This is a genomic window from Acinetobacter sp. YH12096 (genome assembly GCF_013419215.1).
GTDB lineage: Bacteria > Pseudomonadota > Gammaproteobacteria > Pseudomonadales > Moraxellaceae > Acinetobacter > Acinetobacter amyesii.
Map to the genome: position 1 here is coordinate 19,600 of NZ_VPAM01000012.1, position 21,718 is coordinate 41,317.

A 21,718-nucleotide genomic window follows, 5' to 3' on the forward strand; every position below is an offset into this window, starting at 1 on the left:
ATTAAACCTTGGAATCTTTTAGCCATTTCTTTTGCTGCTTGGTCAATTCAACTTTTTCAACCAACTCAGGTCGGCGTTCTAAAGTGCGTTGATATCGCTGCAAAAACCGCCATTTCTCAATATTGGCATGATGTCCTGATTTTAATACTTCAGGAACATCTAAACCTTCAAAATGGTCTGGCTTGGTATATTGTGGGCAATCTAAAAGACCATCCACAAATGAGTCTTGCACATGTGATTGTTCATCAGACATTGCACCCGGAAGTCTCCGAATCACACTATCCAATAAAACCATCGCAGGGAGTTCACCACCAGATAAAACGTAATCGCCTATTGACCATTCCTGATCAACATATTGTTGGATCAAACGCTCATCTACACCTTCATAACGACCACACAATACAATCAATCCATCATATTTGACGAAATCTTGTACCGCAGGTTCATTTAAGGTCTTTCCTTGCGGCGACATATACACCACCGGGACATGAACAGCACCCGCTTGCTTGGCAAGCTCTTTGGCACGATGAATTGCTTTCGCTAATGGCTCAGCCATCATCACCATACCTGGACCACCACCAAATGGACGCTCATCCACTCTTTTGTAGTTGCCCTCAGCAAATTCACGTGGATTGATACAATGAACTTGCACAATGTCACGTTTTGCTGCGCGCCCGCTAATACCGTAGGCTGTAATCGCTTCAAACATTTCAGGAAAAAGCGTAATGACTGCAAAAAACATCGCAGACTCCTCTATTTTCCTGCTGCGTCAATCCTTAAAGGATTAATAATCTACGCCCCAATTTACGTAGATACGACCAGCTTCGAGATCAACACGCTGTACCACATCTTTATGCCATGGAATCATTCGCTCTTCGCTATCGACACTGTCAGCAGTAGCGCGAACTACCATCACGTCGTTAGCACCTGTTTCAAACAATTCGTGGATTTGACCGAGGTTGACTTCTTGCTCATCTTCTCCAAGACCTAACACTGTTAAGCCCTTCAAATCTGACCAGTAGTACTCGTCCACGCCTGCTTGCGGCAGTTGCGATTTAGAGATCCAGATATTTGCACCAACCAAGTTATCTGCCGCGGTACGATCACTCACACCTTTTAGCGAAACAACCAAGCCTTTGCCATGTGGTTTCCAACGTTTTACATCTACTGTTTGCCAACCTGCTTTGGTCTCAATGTACCAAGGGAGGTAGTCAAAAATATTGCTCATAGGTTCTGTATTGGAATAGACCCAGAGCCACCCATTTAATCCATATGCTGAACGTAGCTGTCCAATCTGAATACGATCTTCGGGAACATTCTGTGTTGGTGTCATGGGTAACCTACTACTAATTAAGCAGTAGCTGCAGCTTTCTTAGCTTCAGCAGCTAAAGAAGCAACACGTTCTGAAGGTTGAGCACCTTGTGAAACCCAGTGAGCAAAACGGTCAGCATCTAAACGAAGTTTTTCTGCTTTACCTTGAGCTGTAGGGTTGAAGAAACCGATACGTTCGATGAAACGACCGTCACGTGCATTACGGCTATCAGTCACAATGATTTGATAGAACGGACGTTTTTTAGCACCACCGCGTGCAAGACGAATAACAACCATGATAGAACCTTATAGTTTTTACGGATTATCCCTGTACCGACCATCGATACATTTCAAACCCCTTTCATAGAGGGCGATATTTTACGTTATATTTGCGCTGAAAGAAAGATCAAATTTCAGGTTATCCACAGTTTGAATTTATCTTAGCGACCGTCCCAGTTTGAGGTGGCTGAAGGAGTACATGCTGTCGTAGTTTTAGTCCAACATTTCCATCCATTACTATTAAGAATTACACTTCCATTACCCGCTTGAACGGTACTAGATTTAGGTTCTGCAGTTAGAGTATAAGTTTGACCGCTAGGAACTAATGTAATGCTATACACAGGATTAGATGTTGGGTAATCCTTGATAGTTGTACTATTATCTAAAGTTGCACTTGTATAATTATGATGAATCACGTAATAACTCTGTAAACGCTGGGCAGTATTCATCATTTCGCTTTGTACTTCAGCTCGATTAGTACGAATTTTATACTGATTATAAGATGGATAAGCTATTGCAGCTAAAATGGCAATAATTGCTACTACAATCATCAACTCGATTAACGTAAATCCTTTTTTAAATCTTATATCTTTACCATTCATTTATACCACCAGTTTTACACTCACTATATGTCATCACAGAAAAAGTTTTATTTTTACATTTGAAACCATCACTCGTTAACAGAAAATTAAATTTTTTTCCATAAGTATCATTCGCATTTGCTTGCATTGCCCATTTTTGCCCTGTTGAACTTGTATCAACCAATTTTTTAGATGAATCAGTACCATCAACAATAGAAATTGTATAACTGGTATTCACCACTAAAAAGGCAGTATTAGCTCCAACAGCAAAACCCTGATAATTAAAATTTTTTGATTTATATCTTTCTAATTCCTGAGAAATCCTCAGCATTTCCTGCATAGCTTTGGACTCTTCCCCTTTACGCATATAAGCCTGATAACTAGGGATAGCAATTGCTGCGAAAATTGCAACAATTACTACTACTACCATCAATTCGATCAAAGTAAAACCCTTTGCCTGTTTAGTGTTCATTTTAGACATTATGTTTCCTTATGAACGTTTAGCCAGCCACTTCATTGGTTCAAAGCGAAGTGGTGTTGAATATTGTGCTGAGACTCCACTGCTTTGACCTTTACCTGTAATTGGCCCAATCTTATTATTAGCCATCCCTCCCACTACTACAGGAACAATACCAGCTCCTACATCATTACCTATACCACCGTTAGCAGTAGAATAACTGCGACCATCTGTGGACGTACCACAATTATTGCCATCTGCACCCATGCTACCAAAAGGCAAGCAATAGTTTTTGATATATGAGCGACCTTTAACCCCTGCACTACAATTAGATGAAGAGCCCTTATCTGCAGAATCAAAATAACTAGTAAACAATGTATTTTTAATTGCAGCAAAACTACTGAGTACTTTATAACGTGCTATAGATTGGGTAGATTCAATATTATCTGTACCTGTTCGACCAAGTGCTGTACCTGTTAAAGTGTGATACCAGCCATGATTTCCTGCCGAAACCATATCGGCAACTGTGGGCATAGTACCTGTAGTCGCTGTTATATCAATCATGTTGGTCAATGTAATATTTTTACTACTTAACCCATCTGTTGTCGGGTTTATCCCAGTGGTATCGCTATCATTGGCATTGGTGTATAAATCAACGCGTCCTATATCCCGGTCAAAAATACCATAAACACGATCAGGCAAACCACCATTCGTACCTGCTGTACTAGTTAAAGTGCTTTCCAGTGGATTACTAGTATTTCCCGAACCAATACTAATCACAGCAAAGCGTGTTGCACTTCCTCTCACACCACCTAAACTATATGAGGTAGTAGTAGAAGTACCCCCAGTTGTTGCTGTTGAAGACGCACTTAGACTATGCACAGTAAATGTTGGGATTTGATAAAAACGTGGTGCAGCTTTTGTCGAACGCTCTGGGTCTGAAATAAAGTTTGCAATGCGCTGAATACGTTTAACTACCATATTTTTAGTTAAAGTACCCACTGTTCCAGAAGATGCATTATCGATATCTACACGGAAAACCTGCCCACCAAGATCACCAAAATAGAGATTATCAACAAAACCGTCACTATCTCGATCAATCGCTTTAATTTCACTAACTACGCTATATTTTAAATTCGCATTATTAGTTTTTTGCGTATCGTTACTATTATTTGCTACCGTATCAGTTGCAGAACTACTTCCCCACCATAATAATGTACCCGCAGCAGGCATTGTTGTATCTATTGAACCTGTAGCTGTTTTTGCCTGCTCTGCTGCAAAAATATAAACACCATTTCCTTTAGTTGCTGTTGTATTAGATTTATAGGTTACACTGTCATAAGCAGGATCATACCCTCCACCTACAATCGTCACTAGCTGTGGTTTACCTTTCCACTTAATCCATGCAATCGTTGGCTTGGACCAACTTTGTCCCATACAATCTAAAGGTGCTGTATTGCTACAAGTTCCTGTTAAACTGACTACACCTGTTGCACTTATAGATTGTTGAGGCCCAACCTTAAATAAAAGTTTAGGGCTACTTGTCTCGATATCTTTTAAATCAAGTGCATAGTAATTATAGCCACCTCGACGCATTCCCCCATACACATTTAGCGTTGAAGCTTTAAGAGAATTACTTTCACTATTTGCCACATAGTTTGCGTAAACGGACCAGGCACCATCTATACCTTGATATAAATGATCACCTACATTTGTACTAGTTTGTAATGATTTATCAACAAAGCCATTTTTTTGACGATCAATCATTTCCTGAGGTAAAAAGGCAAATTTTTCTTCTCCTGAGTCTGCATTGACCACTTGAATTAAACCTTGATTGGTCCCAAAAAGCACATAATCTTTACGGCTTATATAATCCCCAATATTTACCCTTGTTTCACCTGAACCTGAAGCTCTAGTTGCAATCTTACTCTGTGTAGTAAAAAACAGTGGAGTTGAGTTAAGAGTTGCACCCATTTGTCGAAGTTGAGCAGCATTAGTTAAATTAGCAGGAGGCGTAGGTGCACTTATTCCAAAACCTAATAAATTCAGTAAATAAGCCCTATCTGGATCAGAACTCATTCTCAAACTTTCAGCATTATTTGTAGTTCCAGATGTATTATTTGAAGGAATTAACATTAAAGCCGTGTCTGAGTCAGTAATTGCTGAAACTGTACTTCCTGAAACTACTCTATCACTATATATTTTACGCCCTACTTCTGTTTGTACAGGTAGCTTTGCAAGTGCGCCTCCTTTAGTGGCATCAGCACCATCCGCAGCTCCTGTATTCCAATAATCCCGTGTTGAGTTAAGCAGTCCATCGGAATTCACTACATTATTTGAGTTTTTATCCTTATAAGTATTATCACTAACGCTATATTTTTTTAAATTTCCCAGCCAAATACCGATTGACTGTGTGCTTTCAATTTTTGGTTGAAATTGAGAATAATAAGCATAAGGTAGCTGCTGAGTTACATTTAATGTATCCACAGGAATTGCCGGTATTCCTGCACTAATTGAAGGCAGAGTTAACTCTAACTCTGAAACAAATTTTTCTACACTATCTATTAGATCTTCAGGATCTACGATTGGATAAAATCCACCCTCACCATAACCACCAACGCCACTCAGACTAGAATGTGCCTTCTCACCTAAATGACAAGCGTTAATCGTATCTCTGGTGATCCTAGTTTTAATACCTGCATAAGAGCCACCCCGAACAGTATATTCTTGACCAATATATGGAACCAATGCATCACACTTATAATAAATTCGGCTATTACCATTAGCATCAGTTAAAGTTTCATAAAAATTTGCTGCCGGATCCATATAAGCAACAAAGTTATTACCAAATCCCGCAATAGCAGTTTTAATATTTTTTGAGTTATTTAAAGCGGCGGCAAAGTTTCCCATTTTAAGCCAACCAAAATCGGTATTACCACTTCCTACTTGCTGAATTCCACGTGCAGTAGCTGTAGGTACAGTCGCCCCATACGCATTTGTAAACAATTCAGTAGCGGTTGTCGCCGGCACTGCAGTTGGAGCACCATTCGTTAATAAAAATATACCATTTGCATCACAAGAATCACTTACTGTCGCAGAGCTTATAGGTGACTTATATTTACGATTACTTTGTGAAGGATCTTTCGCTGTATCTGTAGAATCATCAAAACCACTGGCATTACGATTTGTAATGGGCTCAACCACATGAGTATTATTAGATTTTTTTGTCGTTGTACCTAGCATATAAGCACCAGACTCAGCCAATGCACTCGATAAGGGTGTTCTTGCCCCACTACTTAAACTTGTAATAGAAACACGCATTTTCCAGCGTTGTATGGCATCCATAACGCCAGCTGGCACTAGTATTTTTGCATTGGTTCCAAGTCCAGATCCCAATCCCACCCCAGTATCAGTATAATATGTACTGGGCCTTAATTGCCCTGGCTGATTTTGCTCGGCGGTCTTATTCGCATCAAATGTAATTTTACTTGTCTGACTAGAAAAATTTCCCGTTCCCATAACAACATTATTTGAAATCACATTAGAACTTAATAAGTCTGTCATTGCGACTTTCATCCTATCCATACGGCTGTACTTCATGCCACGAATGTATTGACGAAACTCTTCCTGAACATTAGTTGGAGCAGCCTTAAGCTGAGTAAGTGTTTGATATCTTGTATTATTAATATTAGAGACCCAATAATTATTACTAGGTCCACAGGTTTCACGCCTATATCTGTCAGTAGTGCATACTTCTCCAGCTATGGCATATCCTCTAATTTCTACTGCAGCTCCATTTGGATTACAATAAGGCATACGATACACAAACGTCCCTTTTGGGCTTCCTCCTACATTAAGTGTATTTTCACCTTGATAAACAAAATCTAGGACATCTGTTCCAATACCACCCAAATTTTTATTTGCACATTCTGGATAGTCTTCTTTGATTGAACGTGCAGGTTTACCACTTTGCTCATCATCCATACCAGCAGAGCTATCAACCATCATGATCAGATTTTTTTTCCCCTGAGCTGCTGGCTTATAAATATTTAAATCATTAGGTACAGCACCATTTACCGTCTGGGGCAATACCATCCCCATTACATATGCTATTGCCACAACTAAAGGGTGTGGTTTAAACACTATTTTTTTATTCTCTAAATTGTTCATTGCACTTCCCCAAATATTAAAAAATCAATTACATTGGTGTATTACTTTGACGATATTCAGCCACTTGTGCATTAAATGGCACATTGTAATGACTTAAGCAGTCCGCAATGGAATTACTTGTATTTAGACCATCTATAATTGAATCAGCAGGATAGTCAGTTAAACATGACTTGATTTGTGCAGAAGTCGCTGTACTTGCCATTGCTGGCATTAATGAAGTGGTGTTAATTCTGACTTTTATTGGTTGAGAAACTTGGGGAACATCTGTTCCTTCTACAAAGTTTTCTAAAGGTGCACTTGGGGTGTTATCCACTTTAATCGCAACCTGTGTCATCACTGCCTTACGCCCACTAGTATAGTTCTCGGCCACAGACGGGTCACAAGCACCTCGAGTAATTGGAGTGATTTTCTTTTTCCCGGTACCAATAGTATCAGTAGTATTGGTTAATACATTGGAAATTATCCCGACAGTATTAGTATCAAAGTTTTGTACAATAGTCTGATTAAAACAAAATACTACTTCTTTACCAATATTTTCAGGTTGAGAAGCAAAACCAACAAAGCCAAACTTACTAGCATTTAATTTCTTATATACTTCCCCAGCACCTTCAATATTAAAAAAGTAGGCATCTGAGTTACGCATAAGTAAAGCCTGTGCTTGACTGTTGGTTGATATTTTTAGAGAAGTTATACTTTCACGAATTGCTACTAAGCCAATAGTAGTCACCACTACAATTAATATTAATATTACGATTAAAGTATTACCTTTTTCTATATTTTTAAGTGCAACCATTATGAACCACTCCCCAATGCATTTCGAAAAGCAACTGTTTGTGAAATTACTTGGCGTAAATTTGAATCAATTGTATTCACAGTAACATTGTTTTTATCTAACACTGAAAAAGCAGAACCATTTCTTGTTTTAATATCTGGGTTACCGCCTACATTTTCATTTGAGCGTATTAATAAACCAATTTGTACACCACGAATACGAGGCGAAGTTCCACTCGTTGGATAACTATCTATATAACGAAAATTCTTTTGCACTAAACCATCAGCAGGAATAGGATCATTTGAAATATTATCTGCAATAACTTTATCATCACTCACTGCAAATAAAATACGCATATATTCAGTATTTCTAATGACAATTTCTCCATTCCCTCCAAAACCTACAATAGTATGAGTTCTAGGATTCCCAGTAGCATCATTTCCTGTAGGTACAGTTTTAGGGTATATACCAGCATCACAACGCAAGTTTCCGTCCAAGATAAAATATCTTTGTAACACATAACTGTTTACAGGTATTCCTGTGCCTTCGCAGTCAAATTGTCCCGTAATATCTACATAGTATTGTATTGTCAATTGATCACTGCTTATATTTGTCTTCTTACCTGTCCCCTCTGCTTCTTTTTTAGTTAATAGGTTGGCAGATCTATTGGTTAAAGTTGAAGGTAAGTTGTCGATTCCCAAAACAATACCCGCATAAGGCAGGCCACTTTTAATCACAGGTTTATCTGCTGAAAAATTGGCTTTGCGAATATCTTCGATCATATAATTAATACCGAAGTTTCCATTGTCTTGTATATCAGAGATAGCTCGCTGCAGGTTGGCACTAATTTGCGCAGTCATAAATAGCTGTATTGCTGCCGCAACTACCAATAACCCTAAAACCAAAGAGACCATTAACTCAACAAGCGTAAATCCCGAGTTAAAACGAGTAAAGTGCAACTTCGTCATATTAATATGTCTCCACAACAATACACTTCGAATTATCTTTCAACTTTCCATATAACGTACAATCATTATCACCACTTCCTTCTGTAGCCGTCGTGGTATCCCATGCAACATATATACAGCTTCGCCCACTATTTAAATTAGTTGAAGATGTAACACTCTCACCATTCTCATCTGTAGTTATAGAGGTTGCACAAGGTAAAATATTAATGGTCATACCTTGCTTATTTGCTTTATCTACTACTTGTTTTACATCCTCTATTGCCATGTTTGCACTTGTACAACTGGAACTTCCAAAACATGATGCCCATGTATGAGATGTTGTTAATGCTCTATAATCTTCCACTGCTTTTACGTAGGCGGATTTTGTTATGTCATTAGTTATTTGGGCATTGTTTTTATCTAATAATGTAAATGCATAAGGATTAATGCGAATACGTTCAGCAAAATCCCTTGCAATATTCATTGCTTGTATTTTATTTAAGGACTCATTTGCAGCATCTACTGCGCGAAGCTGCAATGCAATAAATCCTAAAACTGCAATAGCTAATAATATCAAGGAAACTAATACTTCCATCATCCCAACACCTTGTTGGGTCTTTCTGTTATTCATTAGCAAGTCCCATCACTTTTATTAGATAAAGTACCCATTCTTGTTACTGTAATAATTTTTTTTATATTCAGATGACTATTACAAATCATTAAATCACTATCCGTTGTTGCATCTTTAACAATACCGTAAGAGGTAAAAATAATTGAGGTAGGACTTGTGGAAGTTAATGCATTATTGGACCTTGCACGCCAATAAATGTGAGTATCTGTATTATTCACCGAAGATTTAGTCACATCATTTAAGGTTACGGTAACTTCTTCCCTCAATAAGACTGCTTTACTTCTAGCCTCGAATAATGTATTCGACAAATCTCTCGCAGTTAGATTTAATCTTTGTTTTTCAACCATATAATTCATAGAAGGCGCAGCCAATATGGCAATAATCGCCATCACAGCAATCGTCACCATCAATTCAATTAATGTAAATGCTTTATTTTTCTGCATACTCCCCCCAAGGCGCGCCAAACTTTACCCTATTAAAAATAATATCTATAAATTTTACAAAACCTACACAGAGCAGATAAAAGGCATAAAAAAACAGATAACTGTCATATTATAGCTATCTGTTTATTTTTTAATAAAAAATAAATTGTTAAATAGTTAACAATTTAAGCCTGTGTTACAGGAATGCGTAACTCTTTTGGTAGACTAAATGTAATATTCTCTTCTCGCCCATCCAGTTCTTTTGATGCCTGTGCACCCCAATCCTGTAAACGCTGAATCACCTGCTTAATTAAAATTTCCGGGGCGGAAGCACCTGCAGTTACCCCAATTTTAGTGTGTTCATTAAACCAGTCTTGCTGCAACTGATCGGCATTGTCCACCAAATACGCATGCTTACCCATCCGTTCAGCCAACTCACGTAATCGGTTCGAATTCGAAGAGTTCGGTGAACCCACAACCAATACAACATCACATTGCTCAGCAAGATCTCGTACGGCATCTTGGCGGTTTTGAGTGGCATAACAAATATCATCTTTGCGCGGCCCCTGAATTTCAGGGAACTTCTGACGTAAGGCATCAATGACTTTTGCTGTGTCATCTATAGAAAGCGTTGTCTGAGTTACAAACGCTACTTTTTCAGGATGCACCACTTTTAGCTCTGCAACATCTTGTTCATCTTCAACCAAATAAATCGAACCACCATTTTTGGTGTCATATTGGCCCATCGTCCCCTCAACTTCTGGGTGACCTTCATGACCAATCAAAATCGCTTCCACACCTTCACGAGCGTACTTGGTCACTTCTATATGCACCTTGGTCACCAAAGGGCAGGTCGCATCAAAAACTTTTAGCCCACGGCGTTCAGCTTCTTGTTGTACCGCTTTAGATACACCATGCGCACTGAAGATCACAATATTGTCATCAGGTACTTCATCCAGTTCATCCACAAATATCGCACCGCGTTGACGCAAGTCGTCCACCACAAATTTATTATGCACTACCTCATGACGTACATAAATGGGGGGATTAAAGCATTCCAGTGCACGGTTCACAATCGCGATGGCGCGATCAACACCTGCACAGAAACCGCGTGGATTAGCTAAAACAATTTCCATAGAATCCTCAATGCCCACTCAATTTTACGGGTATCACTTGAAATAAATGTAAACAATAGACGTCTGACTATTTTGTTTGGCGCGCGTCTGCTCTAAAATAGAGAAGATATTTTATCATATCAGGAAAAATATCATGTCGGGTCTCTTGTTTGTCGTTTCTGCTGCTTCGGGAACGGGCAAAACATCCCTCGTTAAAGCCCTGCTTGAACGTGTAAACAATTTACATGTCTCTGTTTCTCATACCACTCGTGGTCAGCGTCCTGGCGAATTAGACGGCGTACATTACCATTTTGCAAAAAAAGAAGATTTTCTATCTTTGGTAAATGAAGGTGGCTTCATTGAATATGCAGAAGTTTTTGGTAATTATTACGGTACTGCACAGCGCACAGTAAAAGAACAATTGGCCAAAGGTCATGACGTTTTACTTGAAATTGACTGGCAAGGTGCTGAACAGGTTCGTAAACTTTTTCCTGAATCTAGACAAATTTTTATTCTCCCTCCGAGTCAGTTCGATTTACGTCAACGTTTATCCAATCGTGGTACAGACTCTGTTGAAGTGATTGAACATCGCCTCAGCTGTGCCGTAGAAGATATGCAGCAATATGTTAATTTTGACTATGTCATTATTAATGATGACTTTAATAAAGCACTGCATGACTTAGAGTCTGTGATTATTGCCAATCGTCTTGTTTTAAAACAACAAGCCATGCGCCATGAAAAACTAATTGAGAAATTAATCACCCCTACGGAACAGTGATTAAAACTTGAGTCTATAAACAAAGCACCTTATACTGCACAGTCTGTTAAAAATTTATATTCAAACGAGAATTCTTATGGCACGCGTAACCGTTGAAGATTGTTTAGACCATGTAGACAACCGCTTTGAGCTTGTACTAGTGGCAAGCAAACGCGCGCGTCAATTGGCACGTCAAGGTATCGAACCTACTGTTGAGTGGGACAATGACAAACCAACCGTTGTTGCTCTTCGTGAAATCGCAGCGGGTCACGTTTCTAAAGACATTTTGAAACAACGTGAACAAGACTACCAAACTTCAAGTTTAGACCTTGCACTTTCTGCAAATAACCTAAACTTAGACGGTTTTTCTTTCCAATAAGATAAACCTGACCTTAAAAGCCTAGTTTTTAACTAGGCTTTTTTTATGGATTCTCTTTAATATTTTACTCAGAACAGTTATAACATAAGCTTAAGAAGTGCAAAGCAAGCGAAAAAGATTTTCATTTTTTTAAACTAAAAAATTGACAAGTCATGCAATATGCATTTCATTAAAGTATTAACCGTTTCATTTGTAAATCAGTAGTAAAAGGGTGTTCTATGCCAGGCCCAATGGTCAGCCAAGCCAAGCAACAGTTAAATGTGATAATCGACGCTTACCTTTCAGTAAGTGATGTCGAACGCGTGCTTGAAGCTTGCGACTATGCGGATATTGCCCATGATGGCATTACACGTAAAAGTGGCGAACCCTACATCCTTCACCCGATTGCGGTGAGCTGTATTTTGGCGCATATGCGCCTTGATGCGGAAACTTTAATGGCAGCTTTACTGCATGATGTCATCGAAGATACTGAATTTACTAAACAAGATATTACTGAAAAATTTGGTCTGACCGTTGCTGAACTGGTCGACGGCGTCACCAAACTCAGCCATTCTAGTGATAAAGAATATAATAAAGCCGCTTCCTTCCGTAAAATTCTGCAAGCCACCCTACAAGACCCACGTGTCATTATTATTAAACTGGCGGATCGATATCACAATATGACCACACTGGGTGCTTTACGCCCCGACAAACGCGCTCGTATTGCCCAAGAAACCTTTGAAATTTTTGTGCCTATGGCACGCCTTGTCGGTATGAATGAAATGGCCGACAACCTTGAACATTTGTGTTATCAAAATCTAGATTTAGATATGTATAACAATGTTCAAGAAGCTTTATTACAAACCAAACCGAAACGCTGCGAATACCAAACCAAGTGGGAAAATAACCTCACCGCCTTACTAGAACAACACCATATTTCAGGTCGAATTAAAAAGAAGAATAATAATATTGAATTACTTCGTCACTTTGTAAAAAACGATATCGATCTGCAAGAGCTCACCCATAGTCATGCCTTTGAAATTATTTTACAAAGCATTGCAGACTGTGACCGACTTGCTGATATCCTCAAAGAAAGCTTTAAAGTTCTAAATTACACCGATCATATCCGTCGCCCACTCCCTGGTGGAAACCAGTCACTGATGATGCGCTTAAAAGGTGAAAAAACTATTTTGTCTCTGACCATCCAAACAGAGCTGATGCGTAAAGCCGCGCGCTTTGGTGTGGTCCTCGGTGAAAATGCGCCACAAGCTTGTCGTTCAGCGATCCAAGCCTCCATGCAAAATTTAAACGTGTTAGTCGATGGCGCATGTGCCAAGACCACATTTAGTGAATTACTCGATTATCTACATCAAGAAAAAATTTGGGTTTATACCCCACACGGTCATTTGCATGAACTCCCTCAGGGTGCAACAGCGGTTGATTTTGCTTATTCAGCAAGCTTATTTTTGGGCAACCATGCCGTTGGTGCAAAAATTAATGGGGAAACCAAGCCCCTTTCAACACCATTACTGAGTGGTCAAGTAGTAGAAATCATCACCGATGTTCTTGCAACACCGAATCCTGACTGGCTTAGCTTTATTAACACCCAAAAAGCCCGTCGCGCATTACAAAATATCCTCCGTGACCAAGACCAAGATGAACAACGCTTAGTTGGCCAGCAAGCTTTAAATCGCGCATTAAAACTCTTTAACCGTTCTGTAAGTGATTTGACATTAGCGGATTGGGAAAATGTGCTGAATTGGCGTCATTTAAATGATAAAGAACAATTATTTGAACAGATTGCCGTGGGTGATTTACTGCCTCAATTGGTTGCCAATCATTTATATGCTCAAGACACCATTCAGTCTTCAAACTCTGCACGCTTGATCTTGGGCACAGATGGTGTCGACGTTAAATATGCGCACTGCTGTAACCCGGTTTTAGGTGATCCAATACAAGGGCATTTATCACGTCGCGGTTTGATTGTGCACCGTTCACGTTGTCATAATTTATTGCATGAGCAGCATTTACATCCTGAAAACATCATGCCTTTACACTGGACAACGGAAGACACTGAGGACATTAGTTTTACAGCCTATTTATGCTTAAACATGCTGTTAAATGATGAGCAAATTTCAGAACTGATCTATCTATGCCGTAAAGAAAAAGTGGGTGTAGAAACTGTCCGCTCACATGAAGAAAAAACCTATGTGAATATTGTTGTACACAATCGTAAACAAATTGCCGAAATTATCCGTAATTTAAGAATGCATTTTGGCTTCCCACGCATCAGTCGTTTGGCACAACCTGTTGCCATTGCTGAGCCTGCGAAAGTTGCCAGCTAACCTAACACCACATATTTATATGTGACGTGTCTGTGATGATAATAGGAGAAATAGATGTCCCGCCAGGTAATCCATACTGAAAATGCACCCGCTGCAATTGGTACTTACTCACAAGCCATTTTAGTGGGCAACACTTTGTATTTATCAGGTCAAATTGGCTTAGATCCATATAGCATGGAGCTGGTAGAAGGCATTGAAGCTCAAATTCGCCGTGTATTCGACAACTTAAAAGCGGTATGTGAAGCTGCAGGTGGTACGTTAGCCGATATCGCTAAGCTGAATATTTTCCTCACTGACCTTTCTAACTTCCAATTGGTCAACCAAATTATGGGCGAATATTTTGCTCAACCCTACCCAGCACGCGCAGCACTCGGTGTAGCAAGCCTACCAAAGGGTGCGTTAGTTGAAATGGATGGCGTGGTGATTATTAATCAATAAGTTAGTAAACATCGCTTAAGCCCTTCACTAAATATCACATTCTAAAAGAACAAAAGCCTCACATGGAAATCTGAGCATTACTCAGATTTCCGTTTAAATGACATTTTTTATTCAAAAACTCAATCACCTTAAAAGCATTTTTAAATGATTTTTATTGACAAACGATAATAATTATCAATAATATTACTTATCCCATTTATTCACTTGGTTTGATTTCATGTACGTTTGTTTGTGCCGTGGTATTACTGATCAAGACATTAAAGATGCAATTGCCAATGGTGCAGAAAGCTATCGTGAAGTTCGCGATATGCTCGATTTAGGCACCTGTTGTGGTCGCTGTGCTCCTGAAGCACGCATGATCATCAGTGATGAAGTTGCACAAATTGCAGCCCGTATCGCAATTGCTGCTTAAATATTCAAGATAAACATAAGCAAAAAATAAATGATCTTCAGATCATTACTCCTCCCCCGCCTTTGACTCTGGCGGGTTTTATTTTTATAAGCACTTCAACTGATTGCGATTTTCATTTGCTGTTCAATAAATTACTCGCCATTCACATAACAGTTCGATTAAGATAAGTCTTATACGCTTCTGATTCAGAAGTTTTGCAACATGGAATGGAGTACGTGCATGAAAGGCAATCGTGATGTTATTAATCAGCTGAATCAGGTGCTTTATCACCATCTCACTGCGATTAACCAATATTTTCTACATTCACGCATGTTCAATGATTGGGGAATTGAACAACTCGGTTCTGCGGAATATAAAGAATCTATTCGCCAAATGAAGCATGCGGATAAGATCATAGAGCGTATTTTATTTCTAGAAGGGCTGCCAAATTTACAACATTTGGGCAAACTTTATATTGGTCAGCACACTGTTGAAGTGTTGCAATGTGACGTTCGCAAAGTCAAAGAAAATATCGAAGCGATCCAGAAATCAGTTGAACTTGCCGAATCTGCAATGGATTATGTGACACGTGACTTGCTACAAGAAATTCTTGAAAAAGAAGAAGAATATTTAGATTGGACAACAACTCAACTCGATTTAACTGAAACAGTAGGTATTGAAAACTACATTCAAAGCCAGATTTAAACTTAAAATCAATCAATAGAAAAGCCAGCAAATGCTGGCTTTTCTATATGGAATTTATCTGGGCATATCCTGAACTAACTCTTCATAACTGAGTTCGGTTTTCTGAATGACCTTCAGACGTTGCAGCTGATGCTTGGCTTCATCTTCATAACCATTAAAAGCTAGCAGTTTGGCATATTTAATTAGGTTATATTTAGTTGGATAACTTAATACCATCTGCTCACCTGCTTGAATCTGTTCAGGGGATGCTTTGCTATAAGGGTTAAGACGAATCCAATCAATACGATGATTAAACTCTGTTAACACATAGATTGGCTGCTGATTGGTGATTTTTTCGGGCTGTTGCTCATAACGAATACTTTGACCAAGTTTTGGCACAGCGACATCATAATCCCGATAGATCACGATCAATAACAGTAGTCCAAACCCAAAAATGATTTTCATTGCTATAGCGGGCAAGGTCACGGTTTTGATATTCGGATTTTGGGCTAGAACAGTACCTAAAATAAAACCTACTGGTAAAAGGAAATAGGCATAGTGCTGTGGAAACTCAAACATGGCATGTGTAATAAATGCCCCGATCATCAAGATTCCAATCACAGATTCTGATGTGTTAACCCATCTTTGCAACTGATAACCCAAATAACCGAAATAGGCCAGAAATGGCAGACCGATGATCAGTCCATTCCACAGCAAGAAATCAATAATAAAGTTATGTGCACTGCGAATCCAGACTGGACCTTGCACCGTATCACTGATCGAGACAAAGGCAACACTGGTCTGATACCAGCCATATCCAAACCATGGTTGTGCCTGAATTGCCGCTAGCATTTGCTGCCAGATCGCTAAACGAGACATATCGCCTGTTGCACGAGCAACTACATCACGGCTTTGTACCACCTGGGCATCCATAACCTGTGTTGCCAGTTGACTTAGCAATGGGAAAGCGACAATACAAGAAATAAATAAAATAAACCAAGCAATACTGTAATACCATTTCAGGCGGATCACGCCTTTGTATTGGTAGAAAGCTAAATAAAGGATAATCGCAATCGCAGCCACCCAAGCAGTACGTGACTGACTTAACGCCACTCCCATAACAATCACAGCAGCACAAGCAAATAGCCATTTGGTCTGGATTTTTTTCTTTTCATAGAGGTACAAACAGCTCATCAAAGCCATGACTAAAAAAGTTGCCATATTATTGGGTTGGGCAAAGTTGGCATAAGGTCGCTGGTTGCCACTAATATTGACCATGCCTGGCAATATTGAATCCAGATTAGACCACTGACACAGCGCAATTAAACCCGTAATCGTCCCTGAAGCTAAAAATACATAACTTAGATTAGTAAAGGTTTCTTCCCGGTTATAATTTCCTGTTGAAAGGTTATAACCTAATATACTTGCGAGCCAAAAGCTAAAGACAAAAATAAAGCCCATCATGGCAGTACTGAAGAAAAATACCTGTCCCAGAAAGAATTGAGCAAGAGGAACACAGGCCAGTAACAGCAATGGCAGACTCACTGCTGGAATTTTGAGTTTATCTTTTAGACAAATAGCAGCAATCGCGAAGAGTGCAAAGAAGGCATAAAGCTCACCTGTATACGTAACCCAAGGCCTGTAATGAATGGGCATAAGCCATGCAAGGGAGATGAGGATTGCTGCGATGAGGGCGAGCGTGAATTTCATGAGAACTTTAAGAAAAAGAAATTTGAAATATAATAGTCAAATCTACTTTGAATATATATTATTATAATTAATAAAATGATAAAAATTGAATAAATTTCGAATAGTTAATTATAAAAATATATAAGAATAATAAATAATTTCAGTTAATTAAAAAATCATTCATTTATTAGATTTCTTTTATAAATCAAAAAATAATTGCATTATTTGATAGATATTTATTCTCTAATTTTCTGAGAATTCAGACATAATCTGCGGATAAAATACATTGACTCAAAGAAGCTTTCTGAAGCACGGATTAAGCGGTATACGGGCATCTCATGGTCAATCTTCGATTTAATAGTTGAGCAATTAAAGAAGCAAATTCCATCAAAAGGCAGACTACCCCAATTGAGCATATAAGATCTGATACTCTTAGGCTTAAGCTACTGGCGTGAATACTGTACGTTATTTCATGTGGCTACGAGTTACGGAATTTCAGAGCCAACAGCTTCAAGAATTGTACGTCATAGCGGAGATTGCCTGATCTAATCAAATCTGTTTAATTTACCGAAGCAGAAGGGACTGACTGGAATGTAGTGATCGTAGATGCCACAGAAATTCCAATACAAAGACCTTTAAAAAACAGGAGAGAAGCTATAGTGGTGAGAAAAAGGTCCACACCTTTAAGATATAGGTCTTCATTCATTACAAAACTCAGCAAGTACGGAGTTTATTTGCTGATTGTGGTGCAGTGCATGATTTCATGCTACTCAAACGAAATTTAAACCAGATTCCTTTTGGGACTCTTATCCTTGCAGATAAAGATTATCAAGGGTATTTATAGCTTGTATCTAAATAGCTTATTACCATTATAAGCCAAAAGGCGCTGTAAATTGGATCCTAAGCTAAAAATTTATAATCAAGAAATCAATAAAAGAAGAATTGGGATTGAGTATGTATTTTGTAGTTTGAAAACTTTCAAAATCCTTGTTGAACGATATCACAACTGAGGCAAAAGACTAGGGTTGAGATTTAATTTAATTGCTGAAATTTATAATCTGGAACTAAGTAAAAAAATGACTTATGAAAGAAGTCTATTAAATTTTTTATTTAAAAAACGCACCTAATTAGATGCGTTTTTTAAAGTTACAATTATAAAATAGGATCACATGTAGTAGGACGTACCGAATTATCTAGGTCAGATTTACAGCTCCAGCTACCACTACCATTACTTGCAACTGTATAAATAAATTTTACTTCTTTATCTTTAAGTTTATCATTTAAACCTGAACTAAATTTTGCAGTTAAAGTACATGAACTATCTGCAACAGTTGGAGTGATGCTTTGAACATACTTACCAGTTAGTGTATATCCATTACTAGTATGTAACACACCAGCAGGTTTTGCTTGTCGAGTAATCACATTATTAGCGTCTTTTTGTTCTGTAACAGCATCTGCAGCACTACATGCTGTAGCTATTCCAGCTGTGCCACTTACATCTACAATTGCAGTTTTAAGACCACCTAACAAGTTCACAGCTTCAGCAGCTTGTGCTTTTGCTGTATAGTTTTGATAAGCAGGAATCGCAATTGCAGCCAAAATACCGATAATTGCAACAACAATCATTAATTCAATAAGGGTAAAACCCTTTTGTACTGTATTCATAACATTCTCCACAAATGTTTTTTTGTTTATTTATAAGCTTAAGCAAATGCTAATTTAGCCTATTTTGTATTTAGCACTAAACATGCCAACTTTTATTATAATAATTTTGACAGAAAAAACAGTAGTTTAAAAAAATATTTTTCAATTTGTTGTTTTTGGGTTTCATTTTGTGTAACTAACTGACAAAAATTGTCATTTATTTGACTAAAGTCACCCTAGAATGATGGGCTTATTTCCCAATTCATTCTTTAAATCATCCATTTTTCGATCATAGTATTGATTTAAAATTTCTCCTATCTCCTTGACACCCAAAATCACCCCATTCTTATACTTCTGTTGCTTCAACTGTTGAATAATATTTTCACAAATCTGCTCCCAAACTTCTTGTGTAGTTGCCTGCTTAATTCCCCGGTCAATCACAATTTCCACTTTATGATCACAGAGGTTCAAATATAAAAGCACGCCACTATTATGCTCTGTATCCCACACACCCAGTTCTGCAAAAAGTTGACGGGCACGACACAGCGTATCTTGGTAATAAGCAGAACGGGAAGGCAGACACCCTTCAATCACGACCTGAATTTCCCCCACATGCCCATGCTCGGCTTCTTCTACAGCTAATGCAATCGCATGCTGATCCTGCTTGGAGAAAAACCGCTTGGTTGCAGGCATATAAAAGAAGTGCTTAAGCCAGCGCTTAAAACTTGGTTGAGCATGTTCTTCCAGCTTAGGCTGCGTGACAATATCTGTTGTATCTGTAGTTGTTACCATGAGCCTGATGCTCCTCCCCCACCAAAACCACCGCCGCCTCCACCGAAGCCGCCGCCTCCAAAACCACCACGTCCACTACCACCGCCACGACCTCCACCTGCCATAAAGGCATGCAGGATTAACTGAGCAAGTGAGGTCACGAGCAAAAAGAAAACTCCAGCACCTATTAATAGGCTAGCGACCAATCCCATGCCATTGACCAATCCAGCTGCAGTTCCAGCCACTGCAGCAGTGGCCGCACTCAGCTTCCTGCCAAAGATCATGGAACCAATGACACCAGCGACGATAATAAAAATAACCGAACCAAAAGTCGCTTGAGATGCTTGCTGCGCTTTATAAGCCTGTTCCTGACGTTCTTTAAGCTCAGCCGCTGCTTGGGCTGCAATTTCTGGATCCAGATTTAAAATACGCTCGATTTCTGCCAGTCCCGCATCTATCCCTTGCGCATACTGACCCTGCTTAAACAAAGGTGTAATTTTGTTATTAATAATTCGTCCGGCCACAATATCTGGCAGAACGCCTTCTAACCCATATCCAGTTAAAATCTGGATACGACGGTCATTTACAGCAATGGTCATTAACAGACCATTATCATGTTCTTTTGATCCCAGTTGCCAGCGATCTGCCACACGCATGGAATAGTCAAAAATATCTTCCTGGCCCGTGGTAGGGACAATCACTACTCCGATTTGAGCCTTACCTGCCTGATAAAGATTGATGATTCGTTGACTAAGTTGTTGTTTTTCTGCTGCCGTTAATAAATTTGCCTGATCAATGACTGGCTCATTCATGCTGGGCAAGTCGCGCTGAACCTGACCTTCTGCCATATCATTGGCAATTTGGCGCTGCGGTGCTGTATCTGCAGATTCTACATTTTGATCCGTAGTATTCGTTTTAGGCTGCAAAATTTCACGTGCAACAATCACTTCTTCTGTATCAGTTGCTGTTGCTGTTTCACTCCAGGCAGGATTCATCAGGCTCATAATGAGGCTGAGAAATATACCTGTACAAAGTTTTACAGTGCTCGTATGCATCATTGCAGCCACCTTATTAGCAGATTACCCAAGATCAGGCTTATTCAAATGAAACCTTAGGTGCCTGTTGTGCACTCTGCTCTGCACTAAAGTTTGGCTTGGTATCCATCCCAATGACTTTGGCAGTCATCACCTGCGGGAATTGACGTGCATAAGAGTTAAAATCTTGTACAGTCGTAATATAACGGTTACGCGCTACCGCAATACGGTTTTCAGTACCCTCAAGTTGTACCTGCAGGTCACGAAACTGCTCATTAGCTTTCAAATCAGGATAATTTTCGGTTACGGCCAATAAACGCGATAAGGCACTCGTCATTTGTGCCTGAGCTTCCTGATAACGCTGGAACAGTTCAGGATCTTCCAGCACTTCACGATCAACTTTTAAGCCTGCCACATTGGCACGTGCCTGAGTCACTTCAGTCAATACCTGCTCTTCATGCGCTGCATAGCCTTTCACCACATTCACCAGATTCGGCACCAAGTCAGCACGGCGCTGATACTGGTTTTGTACTTCAGACCATGCCGCAGTTACTGCCTCATCCTTGACTTGTAAGGTGTTATAGCCACAACCTGTAAGCGTCAGGGTACTGGCTAACATCAGAGCAATGAAAGATTTTTTTAATACAGGGATCATCTTTTATCCTCAATTCTTTATTGATATTTATTTAATAAATTTGATTTTAAACATATTTTTCTCATTTTTTGTTAATTTTTATAATTTTTTACTTATACCGTTTTTATTCCTTCTGTTCTGCTTCAGAGCTACGAATTAATATTGGATATATTGATAAGTTTAAATCCATATTTATTATAACTACTTAGAACTAAGCTGAATAAATTAGTAAAATGAAGAAAAATAAAAAACCCGCCGAAGCGAGTTTTTTGAATAAATCCAATGCAA

23 protein-coding genes are annotated in these 21,718 nt (G+C 39.0%); 7 read left to right on the top strand and 16 right to left on the bottom strand.

Annotated elements, in window-relative coordinates:
• Position 1: 1 nt before the first annotated feature.
• The 11 genes from trmD to ispH all read right to left on the bottom strand — a co-directional run bounded on the left by trmD (position 2) and on the right by ispH (position 10,706).
• Entirely contained in the window at positions 2–742 is a 741-nt protein-coding gene (gene trmD, locus FTU36_RS07045; RefSeq protein WP_180004770.1) for a tRNA (guanosine(37)-N1)-methyltransferase TrmD, read from the bottom strand.
• Between the two features lie 42 nt (positions 743–784).
• A complete protein-coding gene (gene rimM / locus FTU36_RS07050; RefSeq protein WP_078189353.1) occupies positions 785–1,333 on the bottom strand; it encodes a ribosome maturation factor RimM in 549 nt (182 codons plus the stop codon).
• Positions 1,334–1,350: 17 nt separating this feature from the next.
• Positions 1,351–1,608: a 30S ribosomal protein S16 gene (rpsP, locus tag FTU36_RS07055; protein ID WP_078189354.1), complete on the bottom strand. Its 258-nt coding sequence runs from the start codon at positions 1,606–1,608 to the stop codon at positions 1,351–1,353.
• Between the two features lie 143 nt (positions 1,609–1,751).
• Complete coding sequence (locus FTU36_RS07060; protein ID WP_180117276.1) at positions 1,752–2,177, bottom strand: type IV pilin protein; 426 nt, start codon at positions 2,175–2,177, stop codon at positions 1,752–1,754.
• A 4-nt stretch (positions 2,178–2,181) separates the two neighbouring features.
• On the bottom strand, positions 2,182–2,652 hold the full coding sequence (locus FTU36_RS07065) for a type IV pilin protein (RefSeq protein ID WP_306670196.1): 471 nt from the start codon (positions 2,650–2,652) through the stop codon (positions 2,182–2,184).
• 9 nt (positions 2,653–2,661) lie between these two features.
• The gene (locus FTU36_RS07070) at positions 2,662–6,798 is read right to left on the bottom strand and encodes a hypothetical protein (RefSeq protein ID WP_180117216.1); all 4,137 of its coding nucleotides are present in this window, start codon (positions 6,796–6,798) and stop codon (positions 2,662–2,664) included.
• 28 nt (positions 6,799–6,826) lie between these two features.
• Complete coding sequence (locus FTU36_RS07075; RefSeq protein ID WP_180117218.1) at positions 6,827–7,591, bottom strand: hypothetical protein; 765 nt, start codon at positions 7,589–7,591, stop codon at positions 6,827–6,829.
• Positions 7,591–8,538 carry a PilW family protein gene (locus FTU36_RS07080; protein WP_180117220.1) on the bottom strand — a complete coding sequence of 316 codons (948 nt, stop codon included), beginning with the start codon at positions 8,536–8,538 and terminating at the stop codon, positions 7,591–7,593. Before FTU36_RS07080 ends, FTU36_RS07075 begins: the two co-directional genes overlap by 1 nt.
• A gap of 1 nt (position 8,539) precedes the next feature.
• Positions 8,540–9,148, bottom strand: coding sequence for a type IV pilus modification protein PilV (gene pilV / locus FTU36_RS07085; protein ID WP_180117222.1), 609 nt, complete (start codon positions 9,146–9,148; stop codon positions 8,540–8,542).
• Positions 9,148–9,591, bottom strand: a complete 444-nt coding sequence (locus FTU36_RS07090; RefSeq protein ID WP_180117224.1) for a Tfp pilus assembly protein FimT/FimU — start codon at positions 9,589–9,591, stop codon at positions 9,148–9,150. The genes pilV and FTU36_RS07090 overlap by 1 nt, the downstream gene beginning before the upstream one ends.
• Positions 9,592–9,755: 164 nt before the next feature.
• Positions 9,756–10,706: a 4-hydroxy-3-methylbut-2-enyl diphosphate reductase gene (gene ispH, locus FTU36_RS07095; RefSeq protein WP_180117226.1), complete on the bottom strand. Its 951-nt coding sequence runs from the start codon at positions 10,704–10,706 to the stop codon at positions 9,756–9,758.
• Between the two features lie 133 nt (positions 10,707–10,839).
• Here ispH and gmk point away from each other — a divergent pair, with 133 nt between their 5' ends.
• The 6 genes from gmk to bfr all read left to right on the top strand — a co-directional run bounded on the left by gmk (position 10,840) and on the right by bfr (position 15,679).
• Positions 10,840–11,463 (top strand): guanylate kinase, encoded by a 624-nt coding sequence (gene gmk, locus FTU36_RS07100; RefSeq protein ID WP_078189363.1) that lies wholly within the window; start codon positions 10,840–10,842, stop codon positions 11,461–11,463.
• 76 nt (positions 11,464–11,539) lie between these two features.
• Complete coding sequence (gene rpoZ, locus FTU36_RS07105; RefSeq protein WP_067762989.1) at positions 11,540–11,821, top strand: DNA-directed RNA polymerase subunit omega; 282 nt, start codon at positions 11,540–11,542, stop codon at positions 11,819–11,821.
• A 218-nt stretch (positions 11,822–12,039) separates the two neighbouring features.
• Positions 12,040–14,145, top strand: a complete 2,106-nt coding sequence (locus FTU36_RS07110; RefSeq protein ID WP_180117228.1) for a bifunctional (p)ppGpp synthetase/guanosine-3',5'-bis(diphosphate) 3'-pyrophosphohydrolase — start codon at positions 12,040–12,042, stop codon at positions 14,143–14,145.
• A 54-nt stretch (positions 14,146–14,199) separates the two neighbouring features.
• Positions 14,200–14,583, top strand: a complete 384-nt coding sequence (locus FTU36_RS07115) for a RidA family protein (protein ID WP_180117230.1) — start codon at positions 14,200–14,202, stop codon at positions 14,581–14,583.
• A 217-nt stretch (positions 14,584–14,800) separates the two neighbouring features.
• Complete coding sequence (locus FTU36_RS07120; protein ID WP_078192519.1) at positions 14,801–14,995, top strand: bacterioferritin-associated ferredoxin; 195 nt, start codon at positions 14,801–14,803, stop codon at positions 14,993–14,995.
• A gap of 219 nt (positions 14,996–15,214) precedes the next feature.
• Positions 15,215–15,679 carry a bacterioferritin gene (gene bfr / locus FTU36_RS07125; RefSeq protein WP_180117232.1) on the top strand — a complete coding sequence of 155 codons (465 nt, stop codon included), beginning with the start codon at positions 15,215–15,217 and terminating at the stop codon, positions 15,677–15,679.
• A gap of 54 nt (positions 15,680–15,733) precedes the next feature.
• On the opposite strand, the gene FTU36_RS07130 is transcribed toward bfr, so the two are convergent.
• Positions 15,734–17,368, bottom strand: coding sequence for a PglL family O-oligosaccharyltransferase (locus tag FTU36_RS07130; protein ID WP_180117234.1), 1,635 nt, complete (start codon positions 17,366–17,368; stop codon positions 15,734–15,736).
• Between the two features lie 405 nt (positions 17,369–17,773).
• Between FTU36_RS07130 and FTU36_RS16890 the strand changes: the two genes are divergently transcribed.
• Entirely contained in the window at positions 17,774–17,896 is a 123-nt protein-coding gene (locus FTU36_RS16890; protein ID WP_373686352.1) for a transposase family protein, read from the top strand.
• A gap of 603 nt (positions 17,897–18,499) precedes the next feature.
• On the opposite strand, the gene FTU36_RS07140 is transcribed toward FTU36_RS16890, so the two are convergent.
• The 4 genes from FTU36_RS07140 to FTU36_RS07155 all read right to left on the bottom strand — a co-directional run bounded on the left by FTU36_RS07140 (position 18,500) and on the right by FTU36_RS07155 (position 21,451).
• Entirely contained in the window at positions 18,500–19,012 is a 513-nt protein-coding gene (locus FTU36_RS07140) for a pilin (RefSeq protein WP_180117235.1), read from the bottom strand.
• A 210-nt stretch (positions 19,013–19,222) separates the two neighbouring features.
• Positions 19,223–19,783, bottom strand: coding sequence for a TPM domain-containing protein (locus FTU36_RS07145; protein ID WP_180117237.1), 561 nt, complete (start codon positions 19,781–19,783; stop codon positions 19,223–19,225).
• Positions 19,777–20,820: a TPM domain-containing protein gene (locus FTU36_RS07150; RefSeq protein ID WP_180117239.1), complete on the bottom strand. Its 1,044-nt coding sequence runs from the start codon at positions 20,818–20,820 to the stop codon at positions 19,777–19,779. The genes FTU36_RS07145 and FTU36_RS07150 overlap by 7 nt, the downstream gene beginning before the upstream one ends.
• 37 nt (positions 20,821–20,857) lie before the next feature.
• Complete coding sequence (locus FTU36_RS07155; RefSeq protein ID WP_218945503.1) at positions 20,858–21,451, bottom strand: LemA family protein; 594 nt, start codon at positions 21,449–21,451, stop codon at positions 20,858–20,860.
• Positions 21,452–21,718 lie beyond the last annotated feature (267 nt).